The sequence below is a fragment of the Ruminococcus sp. AF20-12LB genome (assembly GCF_003478985.1).
GTDB lineage: Bacteria > Bacillota > Clostridia > Lachnospirales > Lachnospiraceae > Blautia_A.
The window spans coordinates 104036-118085 of sequence record NZ_QUGH01000009.1; the positions used below are offsets into that span (position 1 = coordinate 104036).

General features: G+C 45.1%; 19 protein-coding genes. All 19 read right to left on the minus strand.

All coding sequences use genetic code 11. The annotated features are described in order from the left end of the window. Positions 1-88: 88 nt before the first annotated feature. Entirely contained in the window at positions 89-571 is a 483-nt protein-coding gene (locus DWX61_RS12255; protein WP_118625563.1) for a hypothetical protein, read from the minus strand. After that, positions 571-3645, minus strand: coding sequence for a hypothetical protein (locus tag DWX61_RS12260; protein WP_118625565.1), 3075 nt, complete (start codon positions 3643-3645; stop codon positions 571-573). The genes DWX61_RS12255 and DWX61_RS12260 overlap by 1 nt, the downstream gene beginning before the upstream one ends. A 12-nt stretch (positions 3646-3657) precedes the next feature. Continuing rightward, entirely contained in the window at positions 3658-4050 is a 393-nt protein-coding gene (locus DWX61_RS12265; RefSeq protein WP_118625567.1) for a hypothetical protein, read from the minus strand. Next, entirely contained in the window at positions 4047-4307 is a 261-nt protein-coding gene (locus DWX61_RS12270; protein ID WP_118625569.1) for a hypothetical protein, read from the minus strand. Before DWX61_RS12270 ends, DWX61_RS12265 begins: the two co-directional genes overlap by 4 nt. A gap of 12 nt (positions 4308-4319) precedes the next feature. After that, a complete protein-coding gene (locus tag DWX61_RS12275; protein ID WP_118625571.1) occupies positions 4320-4685 on the minus strand; it encodes a hypothetical protein in 366 nt (121 codons plus the stop codon). A 12-nt stretch (positions 4686-4697) separates the two neighbouring features. Further along, positions 4698-8258, minus strand: a complete 3561-nt coding sequence (locus tag DWX61_RS12280) for a coiled-coil domain-containing protein (protein WP_118625573.1) — start codon at positions 8256-8258, stop codon at positions 4698-4700. A gap of 30 nt (positions 8259-8288) precedes the next feature. Next, positions 8289-8651: a hypothetical protein gene (locus DWX61_RS12285; RefSeq protein ID WP_092070763.1), complete on the minus strand. Its 363-nt coding sequence runs from the start codon at positions 8649-8651 to the stop codon at positions 8289-8291. Next, on the minus strand, positions 8651-9100 hold the full coding sequence (locus tag DWX61_RS12290; RefSeq protein ID WP_092070764.1) for a DUF6096 family protein: 450 nt from the start codon (positions 9098-9100) through the stop codon (positions 8651-8653). Before DWX61_RS12290 ends, DWX61_RS12285 begins: the two co-directional genes overlap by 1 nt. A gap of 13 nt (positions 9101-9113) precedes the next feature. Further along, a complete protein-coding gene (locus DWX61_RS12295) occupies positions 9114-9536 on the minus strand; it encodes a phage tail protein (protein ID WP_092070766.1) in 423 nt (140 codons plus the stop codon). A 12-nt stretch (positions 9537-9548) separates the two neighbouring features. Continuing rightward, positions 9549-9917: a hypothetical protein gene (locus DWX61_RS12300; protein WP_092070768.1), complete on the minus strand. Its 369-nt coding sequence runs from the start codon at positions 9915-9917 to the stop codon at positions 9549-9551. Further along, on the minus strand, positions 9914-10423 hold the full coding sequence (locus DWX61_RS12305) for an HK97-gp10 family putative phage morphogenesis protein (RefSeq protein WP_118625575.1): 510 nt from the start codon (positions 10421-10423) through the stop codon (positions 9914-9916). The genes DWX61_RS12300 and DWX61_RS12305 overlap by 4 nt, the downstream gene beginning before the upstream one ends. Beyond that, positions 10420-10794, minus strand: a complete 375-nt coding sequence (locus DWX61_RS12310; protein WP_118625577.1) for a hypothetical protein — start codon at positions 10792-10794, stop codon at positions 10420-10422. Before DWX61_RS12310 ends, DWX61_RS12305 begins: the two co-directional genes overlap by 4 nt. After that, positions 10769-11098 (minus strand): phage head-tail connector protein, encoded by a 330-nt coding sequence (locus DWX61_RS12315; protein ID WP_118625579.1) that lies wholly within the window; start codon positions 11096-11098, stop codon positions 10769-10771. Before DWX61_RS12315 ends, DWX61_RS12310 begins: the two co-directional genes overlap by 26 nt. Positions 11099-11102: 4 nt before the next feature. Further along, positions 11103-11342: a Rho termination factor N-terminal domain-containing protein gene (locus DWX61_RS12320; RefSeq protein ID WP_118625581.1), complete on the minus strand. Its 240-nt coding sequence runs from the start codon at positions 11340-11342 to the stop codon at positions 11103-11105. Further along, the gene (locus tag DWX61_RS12325; RefSeq protein WP_092070780.1) at positions 11339-12271 is read right to left on the minus strand and encodes a hypothetical protein; all 933 of its coding nucleotides are present in this window, start codon (positions 12269-12271) and stop codon (positions 11339-11341) included. The genes DWX61_RS12320 and DWX61_RS12325 overlap by 4 nt, the downstream gene beginning before the upstream one ends. A gap of 17 nt (positions 12272-12288) precedes the next feature. Next, positions 12289-12921: a DUF4355 domain-containing protein gene (locus tag DWX61_RS12330; RefSeq protein ID WP_286188077.1), complete on the minus strand. Its 633-nt coding sequence runs from the start codon at positions 12919-12921 to the stop codon at positions 12289-12291. 141 nt (positions 12922-13062) lie between these two features. Next, entirely contained in the window at positions 13063-13227 is a 165-nt protein-coding gene (locus DWX61_RS18980; RefSeq protein ID WP_173739707.1) for a hypothetical protein, read from the minus strand. Between the two features lie 33 nt (positions 13228-13260). After that, positions 13261-13524 carry a DUF6275 family protein gene (locus DWX61_RS12335; RefSeq protein ID WP_092070786.1) on the minus strand — a complete coding sequence of 88 codons (264 nt, stop codon included), beginning with the start codon at positions 13522-13524 and terminating at the stop codon, positions 13261-13263. A 3-nt stretch (positions 13525-13527) separates the two neighbouring features. Continuing rightward, positions 13528-14025, minus strand: coding sequence for a DUF2829 domain-containing protein (locus DWX61_RS12340; RefSeq protein ID WP_118625583.1), 498 nt, complete (start codon positions 14023-14025; stop codon positions 13528-13530). Between the last annotated feature and the right edge of the window lie 25 nt (positions 14026-14050).

The window sequence follows — 14050 nt, forward strand, 5'->3', positions numbered from 1 at the left end:
AAAGTGCACCTCCTATAGCTTTATTTTACCTTTATTTTGCCACAGGAAGTGCTCTGTTCACAAACCAATTAAATGGGAAGACGGGAAATTATCTTTTTTCTTGGCCTATAACATAGTACCATCCATACCAGTTATTATCATGTTTTACGCGAAAATACAAAACATCTCTTTGGTTAAACGCACTAGATGCTATTTGAAGAATGCGATTTTCTGCCAGACAAACTTGAATGATATTCCACCAGTACGTTCCCATAGTAACATCAGGCGCTTCTGGATCAGAAGCTGACTCATAACGAACATCGCACAGAATGTTCCTTTTAGGTATATCAGCAAATTTTTCGTAATGAAAATAGCCATTCAGCGAGTTACTATTTAATTGATTAAGAGCACTTATCAAGGGCATAGTTCCCTGATCCAGGCTGAATTTTTTCGATGTCAATTTATTGAGTATCGCATCTGCAAGCTTATCGTAGTCTATCAGCTTCTCTTCGGTCGCTCCTACGAGCAAAAGCTGGTCTGAAGTTTCCGGTGTAGTTGATACCGGTAACGCTGTTATATTCTGATCTGCCATTAATTTTCCCTCCATACTGTTAAATGGTTGCCGGATCGGGTTGTCAACTGATTTCCTGATCGAGTTGTAAGATTCATTGTGTCATATGTAGTAAAGCTTCCTATAGTGACTCCGCCAAATTCATAATCCGAATTCTTTACGGTTATGCTGTATCCGTAACCCAGATAAGATTGCCCTGATTCAGTCTTTCTGTTCCAGGTATACCAACGAGCCGGATATAACTTTGTCACGTCATTTCCGTTTTTGTACAGCACTGCACTCAGAGTGGTAGTGTCATTCCCGTTATCCTGATATTTCACATTGTATAACAAGGTGTTGTCCGTCAATCCATGGAGATCTGTAGTGGTCTGCTTAAGCTCTGCCCGGAATCCATCCATCCCGGATTCGATGTTTGCTACGTTCTGGTTCGTTGTCACTATGGCTTCTTTCGCTGCATCTGCTGTGTCCTGTGCTTTCTTGATGTCGTCAGACAGGCCTTCCGCATCTACAAGGATGATCACTGTCTGTGTGTCCAATTCGGACACCCCTCCTGCAGATAGGAGAGTACACCTGACTGCTTTTATATTCGCACTGGATGGCGTGTAGATTTTCTGGATCTCATCAGCTACGGAAACATATTTGAGCATGTAGTTTGTCCCATCTTCTGTTTCCTGGATGCTGTACCTTCCGGAATAGCTCCTGACCAGTCCATTATCATTCTGCGTTGCTGAGAATGTGATAGATGCCGGTATCAGTGTCTTTCCATCTTTCTGTTTCCGGACTGCCAGTGTGGAGCTATGTAGGTCATAAGACAGGCCAATTTTTCCGTCTTTCGCCTTGCTGATGCTGAAACGTTTTCGGATGTGCGCTCCGCCGGATTGTACAAGGATGTATTTTCCTGCTCTGGTTGTGAGCCGCAGCCCCTTCCTTGTGGTCAGGTACCGGTCTCCTGTGCCATACAATGCGTCAATGTCAACGTACCCGTTGTCAGCGCTCATAGCTGTGACATAGTATGTTCTGCTCGTTTCATCCCAGTGTCCGGTCACGCCTGCAGATACGGTTACAGTGAATATACTATCATCTGATACATCTGTATCTCCCAAATACACCGTCATCTTTGAAGAGCAATCACTATAATCTCCACCAGAACCATCTGTGTTTGTGTGAACCACATGTGCATCGTTATTCAACGTAGCTCCGATGGCATCCAGTGTGGAGATTCCGGATAAAACAGATAACGCCTGCTGTGCGGTCTTCGAAGCAGCTCCTGCTGTCTCATTTGCTGCGTCTGCCTTGCTGGCTGCTGATGAGGCTGTTGAACGAATCTCTATCACATTCTGATTCAGCTGACTGTATGACTGGTTCAGGGACTGATTCTGGTCATCGAACCAGATACGGCTGCTCTTGATAGTCTGCGAGCTGTCATTGATTGCTGATATCACGGATGGGATGTCTAACTTGGAACCGGCTATCGCTGCATTATCTGCGACCATCTTATTGACGATCAGGCCATCTGCTATCGCATCAGGCTTAACACCTGTTGCATCGATCAGGATGCCTTTTCCGGTCTTATCAAACAGGGAGAAGGTGAAATCTCCATTTGCATCCCGGCCGGCCTGCATCCGGATTGTACCATTCTCATCGGACCACTGCTGCGTTGCTCCCTTGATACGGATACCTCCGTCGTCGGAAGCTATCAGGAATTTGTTTGTGCTGATAGTACCGGCAAGAAGATCTGCTACGGATACCGTCTGCATCACGGCTGATCGGATCAATGCTGAGTCAATGACTGCGTTCTGAGACGTCAGGTGGATGTTCTGCAGATCTCCGATTCCTGCCCCTCCGGACAAAAGTACTTTGATATTTGCGTAATTTCCATTCAGGATATCGATCTGCGCGTTAGCTGCTTTAAAATTCGCAGCGGTCAGTTCCTTGAAGTTACCAACCTCTCCATTTATTTTTTGCACATTCTCTTCTACTACATTCAGGTTTTTTATAGTAGCATATGTAATGTTTGCAGTATCCACATCCAGTTTGTTGATCATTGCCTGGTCAATCATTACCAGCTGTGCGTAATACCGTTCCATTTCTTTTGTCTGAGGGCCTTTATAATCTGCATTGGTTTCTTCTTCTGACAGACCTACCGCCTCGACAGAGTACGTAAGGCCTCCGTCATATTCCCATTCCAGTTTCATGACCGGGACTTTATATGTATTTCCGGACAGATCTTCTACTGTCAGGACGTCCCATGGATCCACGCGGGGATCTCCCATCATTTTCAAAGTACCCGGCATGTAGAAAAAACTCTTGAACGATGCCAGGATATTATTGAGAGCCGTTTGCGTCATGAATGGATTGGAAAACGACACGGACCTTGCTCCGGATCCTGAAGATATTGATATGCTTTTTCCATTTTTGTCCTGGCCCGTAAAACACACAAATTTTGAAACATTAAAATTGTAATCATTATGTTCAAAATTTCCCCAGTACCGATTTGGTTTTACCTTATAATCTGAATCCACATAGGTATGCAGCTCGATCTGACCTCTACGATTACATACAGCAAACGCGCCATGAAGCTGTGCCACATAAGAAAGGACTTCCCTGCAGCTATATCCTTTCGGCACTTTCATGGATATCGCCGTTAATCCGGTTGTCACTACAGGAACACCTGTGATATCCGCAATCTTCTTCAGTGCGGCCACTGTATTTGTGGTTGTGCCATCCATGGAAAACGTCCGCTCTGTGTTCATCATACGGTCGTAAGCTGTGAATGTGATCTGATCGTCCGCTTTCTTTGGCTTCCCTACGGTAAAGTATCCCATCGGGATGTATTCTGTCAGACCGTTCACGTCCATCCCGATCTGCAGGAGGATTTCTTTTCCCTCGATCAGGAGGTTGCCATCCGGAATCGTTACCTCGATATACTGGGACATGGTCGATCCTAGGGAAAAATCATCTTCTGCCTCAGATCCTCCGGTGAGCTTGATGCTCTTAACCTTTGTGATCGATACCTTGTCATAAGTAAGCAGACACTTAAATGTTCGGGAATCCTGCTGTACCAGGTTTCCGAATTCTGCTGTTGACTGATACACAGGACCGCCTCCTTACTCTGTAATCATAAACTCAATGACATCCAGTTCTTCCATGGTCAGTGAATCATACTTTTGATCGTCATCGCATTTTTCGACAATATCAATTGATACCGTGTGGATTTTCACTGCAGTTTCAATCGCTAAAAGTTCACTCATATCCTTCTCAAACTCATCTTTGTTTTCGAACACATAGCAGCTATCCTTGACAAGATATTCTCCCTTTTTGTCCTTTTTCGCATATCTGGCAATAAGCTCTTCTCTTTCTTCCATGTATGCAGTTGCCGCTTCCTGGACTGCTGCCATGTTCTTCTTGATCGCATACGCCAGACGAACTGGTAAATGTTTCTCTCTTAAGCCTGCACAGGTGTTAAGGAATGCTACAATCTCACTGTTCTTCATCTTCATGCTCCCTGTTCCTCCGTATCAGTATCTTTTGCAGTGTCTACCGTCCCCTGATCTTCCAGTTTCCACAGGAGCTCGTCAAATGCAGCCATGTCTTTTCTGCATTCTGCTTTGTTCGCCTCATACATCTCCTGGTCCTGAATGGTCTTTGTGCAGTTGCTCTTTCCGGTTTCCGGAACCTGTGCAGACATGTATACCACATTTTTTCCATTGATGATGGAGTTGTAACTGAGATTCATTGATTTTGTACCTTTTAACATGTTTGTTTCCTCCTATTTCTGAATTAGTGTTGCTCCTACTCCCTTATATGTTTTCACGCCATTAACATAACTGTATACGGGATAAGATGGCGTATTTGAATAGAATTTTTTCGTTGTTCTTGTGTTTGTTCCAGGATCTGTAAATGTTACACTAAAAAAAGCAGGACTTATTGCCGCATCAATTTTTGCGACATCAGCCCTACTAAGCATCGTCCATGTACACTCAAGTGTATACTTGATAGCAATCACATCACCAATCATTTCTGCGTTTGCAGCACGCCCTGTATTATTTGACCACACTTTTTCTTTTTTAATGGTCAAGCCCCCGAGGGCCGGAGTCGGCATCGTAACTCCGTCAATAATGATATCATCTGTCACTTTACCGCCCCCTTATCCAAATACCGGATTTCCGGTCTGTTTCTGATAGTTGTTTCCTTCCTGGCGGATCACCTTAAACAATTTCTTTGCATCGCCTTCCAGATAGATGTGAAGTTCCTGTCCACGATCTTTTCTGCCCTGCATGCTTTCAAAAGCATTCACAACTGCTTCAAATACACCTGCCCGGATTCCGGCAATGATCTGATTATTGTTTGCCACCGCAGAACGGTTTCCCATTCTTCCGACAAGCTCCGGTCCGGACTCTCTTGCCACGAACATTTCTCCCATACCAGGGAATCCGCCATTTGCGTACCAGCTCAGATTAAAACGTGGCAACGAAAATTTGAAGTTACCGATTTTTATAGATCCACCTTCCCAATCCCAGCCGATATGTGGCATAGGGATATGGATGCTTGAAAATCCATTTGCAAAAGTCTGAATAACATTCTGGCCAACTGTGTATAAGCTTGGAATTGCGTTTGCCACCTTGCCTGGTATATTACTTAATATTCCAGACAGAGAGCTCCAGTTATTATTCAGGCCGGTTCTCATTCCGCTGATGATATCCCTGCCTTTCGGCGTTACTTTGCTTTTGATATCTCCGATAGCGTTGAAAGATTGAGAACCGATTTTCTTTACTCTGCTCAGGAATGTTGATTCCCTTACAGCTTCCCAGCCATTTTTCAGACCGATGACCGCAGCATTTCCTTTCCCACGTAGCCATGTTTTGGCATTTCCAAGTCTCTCTTTTACCTGCCCTGGGAGTTTAGCAATCCAAGACAGTACAGCTGGCAATCCTGCTTTCATACCATTGAACAGGCCAGATATAACATATCCGCCCTGCGTACGCATGACTGTTGATGGTGAATGGATTCCGAAAGCTTTTTTAAATCCGTTTATGAATGGTTTAAAAATGTGTGCCTTGATCCAGGTTCCTATATCTTTAAATGACTGCACAACACCATTTTTAAAGCCTTCCCAGGTGAATTTTCCAGCTTCTGTGAAATGCTTTATAATATACTTCCTTGCATCTGCAACTGCATTTTTAAAGATACCGCCAATAAATGCAGCAAAACCTCCAAATGCAGCTCCAATCGTTTCAAAAACTCTGTCAGCAATTCCGCTCCAGTCAATGTTTACCATCAGATCTTTTGCTTTGTTATAGATGGTGTCCCCCATGGACCACCAATCCATGTGTTCGATCGCTGAGATTGCAAATTCAAAAAAGCCTTTTATCCCATCGGATAAGGTCTGTCCTATTTTTCCAGTATCAATGGTTTTGACCGTGTTGGTTACGAGATCAGCCAGCGCAGTGCCCAAGCCTCTCCAGTTAAAGTTATGAACTGTGGTATAAAGTGCTTCCAGTCGTGTGTTAAAGCACTCTCCAACTGTTTTTCCAACTACACTCCAATTGGTTGTCGCAATCGCTGTATTCAGTGTGCTTACCAGGCCAAATACGGTATCATGTACGGTTCCTTTGATCAGATTCCAGTCAAGGCCTCCAAGAGCACCATTAATCCCATCTCCGATAGCTTTCCCAAGACTGTTCCAGTGGAAATTCTTTGCAAAGGTATCTACAAATCCAAAGGCTGTGTTCAGTCCCTTAGAGAATGTATTACCAACTAAGCTCCAATCCGCAACTTCAATAAAGCCATTCAGAAAAGTGGCAATGCTTTTTGCAATCTTGTTACAGGTATTCTGGATTTTACCCCACGGAATACGTTCCAGTGCTTCGTTGAGCTTATTGCCGACCATGGCGCCAAGTTCTGTAAAATCGCCGGACTTCCAGGAATCTTTGATCAGTTTTGCAAGATCTTTGAAACGGCTCTTGATGGCCGTTGTCTGGAACATATCATTAACACCACCAAGCGGTGATGTATCCGTTCCGCTTCCTGTTCCTCCTGATCCGGAGCTGTCTGAATCATCGTTCAGCTTGTTGATCTGGTCGAATCCCAGAAGAGTGCGCTGATATTGTTTTGCCGCTTTTGATGCCGTATCCGCGTTCTTTACATTATTCTTCAGACCCGTTGAGGTACTGTTAAGACTTGCAGCATAATCCTGATTGACTTTCTTGGCCGTGACCATGGTGGTTTTGCCTGTGAGGGCTCCCATCAGCTGGCCTATGGAATTTACCACGTTGATAACCGTCTGAATGAAACTGTTCAGAATTGGTGCTACAACATTCAGGATTGGTGCAAAGGCTGTGGCCAGTGAATTTTTGAGCTGTGTCAGAGAAGACATCAGCAGAGAAAGACTTCTGTTTGTTTCTCCACTGTACTGTGCAAGGTTCTGAAATCCCTGCTTTGCGCCATCTACAGCTCCACGGATCACAAAACTTGCAAACATAAATTTTGCAGTCATTCCGATCGTCTTCAGTATACCTGTCAAGCCTCGTCCGGATGTTCCCAGACCATTGAACGAAGATTTTGTCCTGTTAAGAAACGGGATTCCGGATGTGAACTTCTGGATCAGTGCAGCATAAGCACCGGAGCATTTCCGGATCACACCGGTGAAGGAAGATGCAACGTTTCCAACACCTCCCAGAAGCTTTGTAAAGCCTCCCCACCCCTTCGAAACAGTTGCTCCTATTCCTTTGAAAATTCCTGTCCCAAAGTTCAATGCCTGTTTCGGAAGAGATACCGGCCGCTTTACATCTGTATTTGAGGATTCCATCTGTCTGGCCTTTGTTTTATACTCCTCTACAGCTATTTTCGCTTGATCAATGTCATATGTAAGGCTTTTCCATTCCTGACTTTCTTTTGATACGCCCAAAGCTTGGAGCTTATTCTTTTTTTCGCGATAAGCATCAAGTTCTTTATTTACTTTCAAAATGTCTTTTTGTATTTTTTGATATTCTTCTGTTGGCACCTGCTGAGTTGATTTTCCTGATTTTTCTAACGATTTCATTTTTTCTTCATACTCAAACAGCTTCCCGCGAGCTTGTTCAATATCGTATATAAGGCTTCTCCATTGCTTGCTTTCTTTCTTAACGCCCATCGCCTCAAGCTTTTCACCTTTTTTTTCATATTTTTCTATTTCTTCGTTTAAACTTTTAACAGAATTTCTGATTTCACGATATTCGTCTGTAGGGGTTTGTTTAAAAGCAGTTCCTGACGTTTCCATTTTGGCTGCAGCATCTTTGTATTCACTGAGTTTTTTTTCAGCTCGAGTAATATCAACTACAAGGCTTTTCCATTGCTGGTTCTCTTTAGATTTACCCGTGTTTTCAAATTTGTGCTGTTTTTCTTGTAGTTTTTCCAATGATTGCTGTGCTTTTGATAAATTTTTCTGCAATTCTGCATACTCTTCCGTTGGAACTTTGATGCCTGCCTTGATCTGGAAATTTTTCACAGGATTCCTGCTGAGCATTTCCCTGATCTTATTCAGAGTATTCCTTACCGGCTGCAGCGCCTTGCTTTCCATTCCCTTGAACGGATTCTTTACTTTCTCAGTTTCCTTCTGGATTTCTTCAACGCTTTTCTTTACTTCCCGCCGGCTGTTTTCCATTCCTTTTTTCAATGGTTCTGTTGTAGCTTCAATTATCACCTGCATCTTATGAAGTGTGTCTCCCATGGGCTCACCTCCTCTCTTTTTCTCAACAAATCAATGATTATGTCTATAGTTCCATTCGGCGTTGTACGCCCTTCTTTTTTCCATGTACTCTTCCCACTGGCGGGCTTCCTCTGCTTCTTCGTATGCCTTCTGTTCTTTTTCAAACAGTTCCGGATAATAATCCCAGGGATGGGCTATCTTGCCATCTTTAGCAAATAACGCTGAGATATCTACTGCTATGGCCTGGGCCTGGATGAAATTATCCATGATCCGCTGCTTTTCTTCTCTGAGCAACCGCCTTCTTATATTTGCCAAAGTATCGAATATCTCATTTACAGAAAGGTTCCAGAATGTTTCCGCCAGGATCCCCATCTCAAGAGCTACCGGATACAGCTCCGAGAGCTGTTCTGACATCAGGCGTTCTCGATTTCCTCCAGAAGGGATACCGCTGTTTTCTCCGGTAAAAAACCCGATACCACCATGAGCGGGATCAAAATCTTCTGATAGAGTTCCAGCTGACTGTTCCCTTCATCGATCCATGCGTCATACAGCTTCTGCACATCCTGATAATCAATCCCATGCTCCCACGGTGACATTGCTTCCTGGATGATCGTCAGCATCACGGAAAGCGGCGGAATATCATCGATCATATTCATGAGATTCTGTCTGTACTTATTTTCCAGGCGTCCGATTCCGGAAGCTTTCAGTTTCATCTTGAAGCTCCTGCCGCCTACATTCCAATAAGCAAAGGGCTGTCTCTTTTTCTTCTGTTCCTCCAGATTGACTACTTTTTCCTCTGGAGCCTGTGTCTCATTCTGGGCAGAAGCTCCGCCCAGATCCTGAATGCCTTCAAAATTCATCATCTTTTATTCCTCCTTACGCCGGATCTGTCTGTTTGATCTCAGACTGTACGGCCATGGTCACCTCAAACTCGATCACACCATTTACTCCACCGCCTGTACGTTTTACGGAAAACTGTGCAGTAAACTCGGTAACTGTTCCATCTTTTGTTTTTTCCTGGAAATCCCAGATCTCTTTTTTGTCTGCTGCATCTCTCATAAGCCTGTACGGGCTTCCGGCTTTACTGTTGTCGTACTTCCATTTGTACTTCATATCCGGAAGGTCTCCAATGCCTTCCTCGTACATCTTGTGCGGATCTGTAAGGCAGGTGTTTTCCTCCTTATCCAGTTCCACTCCGACTTCCGGGATCTCTTTCAGTCCTGGAAGATCTGTGTAAGCTGCAGAGTTTTCTCCAGCTGTGTGTTTTCTGTAACCTAATGTTGCTCCATTTGCTAACATCGCTATTCCTCCTTATCTCCAATACACGCTGTCAGAATCCATATCAATGATCCCTTCGTAGCGCATCTGTTTATGCTTCATCCCTGACGGATCCGGCACATCTGCACATGCGATCCGTTTCAGGCCTGTCACTTTCATCGCTTCATCTACCTGCAGAGCTGCTTCTGAAGTGCTGTGATTGTTCCAGATATCGATCCGGTATCTTACAAGGGCTTTATCCTCTCTCATTCCTTCAGCATCGGAGCTGGCTTCGTATACATCGTTCTGCTCTTCGGTATACTGGAGCGTTGAGCCCTCCGCCCAGGAACGGGGATAAGCATCTGAAACATTTTCGGACACCGTGCACAGTGCCGCGTACACCTGATCTTTTACATTCTTCATATATCCTCCAAATCTGACGCAAGGCTTCCGCCCAGCACCTTTAAGATCTGTTCTTCGTTATCCTTCATAGCCGGATACAGGAACGGATAGGCCGGATTTCCGCTGCATCTATAGAATCTTCCATCCGGCGTGTCCATATATGGCCAACGGTACTTTTCAGCCACTCTTCTGTCTATCTGGCTTTCATGGATCCACCATGGCTGTTGAGTATAGACCGGAGTTACTTCCGGAGAGATGCCGGCATGTTTCTCCTGGCCTTTCGGTCCGGTTCCGAACTCTATGTACGGAGCATAAGCTTTGTCTGTCCAGCAGATCCCTGTGACAGAGTTTTCTTCCTCTGTGGTTTCCGCAAAAATGCTCTGCCGGAGTTCTCCGGTATCTGCATGGCAATTCTCAACTGCTGCTGACCGTACAAACCGGATTGCTTCTCCAACTGCCTGCCGGGTGTCCAACTCGGACACCTCCTGCAAAGCTTTCTCTACTTCATCGAATCCATTTACGCTCATATCTTTTCCACCTCCATGGTCAGAAAACGATATGGTTTGATGGATATGATCCGATAATCCGGAAGCTGATCTGCTGCCACATACAAACAAATCCCGTCCCGTTCCTCTATATCCGTTCCATCTTCCAGGATATAATGCAGCCGGCCCTTTTCATCCGTCTGGATTTTATAGCTTCCCTGTATCCGGAGATTCCGGATATAATTCAGTTTCTGGCCGTACTGCTCAGCCTGTACTTTTCCGGATGCCGGCCAGCTTTCTCCGGTAACAGAAGAGGCAGTACCGTATTCCTCGCTGGTACTGCCTTCCTTATCTTTCTTTACCGTCATTTTCTTATGGAAAAATCCCTCAAGTCTGCTTCTTCTCAACCTCATAAGTCTTTCCTCCTACTCTGGCCAGGCGATACCGGTTCAGTGTGTCGTAGATCTGTTTCGGTGCATCCTCAAAGGTATAACTCTCTCCACCCTCACTTCTGGACTTTTCCCCCTCTGTTCCCATCCGGTTCAAAGCGATCACAGCAAAATCCCGGACTGCCTTTTCCAGCCCGGTCCTTAACTGTTTGCGGTTAGTGTAGGACAGCACGAAAGCTTCAGCTTCATCCAGAAGAACAGACAGAAGTTCCTCATTCTTTTCTCCAGTCAGGATCTTCAGCTTTTTGATATCTTCTGCTGATGCCATCGTATCACCCTTTCAGGATTGCCAGAAGGTCCGCTTTTGCCAAGGAGGATACGCCGGTCAGTCCTTTCTCTTTTGCAAGAGTTTTCAGTTCTTCAACTGTCATGTCCTCGATATCCTTACCGATTTTCTCTTCCGGTACCGTGTCTGGTGTGGCTTCTTTCATCGGTGTGAAGCCATCACTGATCAGCTTTTCTGCTGCAGATCCTTCCGCTTCTCTTTCTACATTTTTACGGATCAGCCTCATGCTTTCGCCTCCTGGATGCTCAGATAGATGGAATCCAGTTTATTATCCAGAATCCACATATCATGGAAACGGCGGTAATCCATCTGCCATGCGTTCAGTTTCTGGTTTGTTGTCGGATCAAAGATACGCATGATGTCCTGTTTTGTCACAGCGATCGGCGTGGTTACCGGACAGATGAAGAAGTTCAGGTTCTTTGCAGAGGTTCCTTTTTCATATCCGCCTTTTTCCTGTCCGCTATCTTTACCGTTATTGATCTTGATAGCTGTGTACATACGGTTGGAAGGTGTGGAAACCAGCGGTACACCATCTACAGAAGGAACCTGTGTCTGAATTCCACCTTTAGAGAAGGTCACTGCAGTGATCTTGCCCGCAAGTTCCAGTTCCAGCTCCATAATAAAGTCCGGTGTTGCCTGGCAGATAAGAGCTCCGTTATAGTTTTCTCTTACCGCTTTGATCCCTTCTTTCAGCTTACGCAGAGCAGATGTAGAAGCAGTTCCCGGTACATAAGATTCTCCGATCATTCCTGCTTTATCTGCAGTAAGTGTTTCTGTAGCCAGCTTGCTGATACGGTACGCATCGATCTCCGGAACTACCTGTGTCCTCTGGAACTCTCCCATAACTGCACCGGCAGTCGGGATAAAGTTTGCCTCATTGATATCCATCGGATCCAGCTGGAAGAGACGGCCACGGTCCTGTGTCATTTTTCTGGTCTCGTACTCCAGGGTAACGGAGCCGCGCTGGTATCCAGCCTCACGGTCATAGTCGCCCATTCCCTGAACGCTCATTTTGGGGATCTTTACTTCAGATCCACCGTTATAGATCACCTGACCGGCATTGGCATCCATCCAGCCAGTGGTTGCTTCCTGGACAGCGATCTTATCAAGCTGTGTCATAAATAAGGTTGCTGTTGCTAAAGTATTGATTGCCATTGTTTATTCACTCTCCTTTAAAAAATACCCATCATCGCATTGTATACCTGCTTTTCAAGGGCTTCCTGTGTGTTTGTTTCTGGTGCTTTTTTCGGAGGCTTGCCGCCCTTCAGCTTCTCATCGACTGCTTTCTCAACTGCAGTCTGGAACGCTTTTTTGACGGTTTCCATGGATTTCTTGCAGGCATCTGCATCTGTATAATTCAGTACTTCTGCAAGCTCCACCGGAAGTCCTTCGTCTGACAGGTTGTTCTTTGCTTCTGCCATGAGCTCACTTCTGGTTACTGCTGCCTCCCTGTCGGAAAGTTCCTTTTCTTTTTTCTTCTGCATGTACTGTGCTTTTTCTTCCTTGGTCATCTTGGCCAGCTTCTCAGCTTCGGAAAGCTTATCATCCGTCAGTGCCTGCCACTTCTCCTGGGCATTCGTCACCGCCGTATTGACTGCCTTCTGGACACGTCTGTCAAATTCTGCCTGATTACTGCCTGTTTTCAGGAAGTCATCAAACGATGGAGGATTATCTCCTTCGCCGCCCGTACCTTCTCCAGATCCGCCGCCATTGCCCTCACCGGCCCCAGCACCGTCTCCGCCTTCTGCGAATAACTGCAGGTTCATCGGAACTTTACACATTGCTTTGAACACTTTGTTTCTCATGTCTTTTCCTTTCTGCCCAGCCTATTCGTTCTCACGCCCGGGCCATTCAGTTTGTGGAATCCGCTTCTTTAACGCCTGGCGGAAAAAGGCATAAAAAATAAGACGCTTCACCTGCGTCTCATCGGGAGATAATTGGATCACCTACTCCTTCCCTTTGGCTGCTGCCTTTGCTTCTCTTACTGCCTCTGCAACACCCTCGCCGATCAGATGTTCCCCTCTGTTTTCTGTTACTTCCAGAACAGTTCCCTTCTCGACGATTTCTTTCAAGCAGATGTCGCTGTATCTTTTGATGCATTTTACTTTCATTCTCTTCACCTCCCCTCCGTTGCGCCGGCGCAATTACAGTTTAAAGCACATGTTCTGAAACTTCTTATAAGCATCAAGGTATAACTCGTGCTTATCTCCGTTATATGTCAGCTCATAATACATTCCATCCGGCACAGTCGTGCTCAGAAGTGCTTTACTGTTCTGTAATGTCTTACAACTCCATACCACGTACACATCCTGTACTGTGATCTGCTTTCCATCGGTCTTATCCATATGGGAGTTTGTATATTCAGCTACTTTCGCCTTACAAAGCCTTAAAAATTCTTCGTTTTTCATTCTCTACTCCTCCGCAAAAATCCAGTCTTCCGCAAGCATATCTGCCTGAGATGCAAGCCATCCTATCTGCACACCAGATGTTCCTACAAAAGCCACTGCCATGTTGCCAATAGCATTGTGCTCACAGTTTACAACTTCGCCATCTGCTGCCTTATAAGAAATCCCAGTTGCAAGCTGAATGTACTGTTTTTTACCATTCCATCCTTTACGAGCTACTTTGGACCCTCTTTTCAGGTACTTGATAGCTTCCCCGAAAGAAAATGTTGCTTCTCCGCCCAACTGCGGACAGTTTACTTCATCTGCAATGATCCATTCATCAGAAAGAATATTCTGAAGCGTATATACAACGCTCTGGGTTTCCCGGATATCCAGTTCCTGTCCATCTTTTGTGTGCATGATGATTGTTTCTTTCTCTGGACTCCAATACCAATATCCTCCCCAGGACGGTAATTTTGCTTTACTTCCTGCTTTCATTGCCTTTAATGCTTCTTCAAACTTCATTTCTGATCCTCTCTTTCTTAAAAAT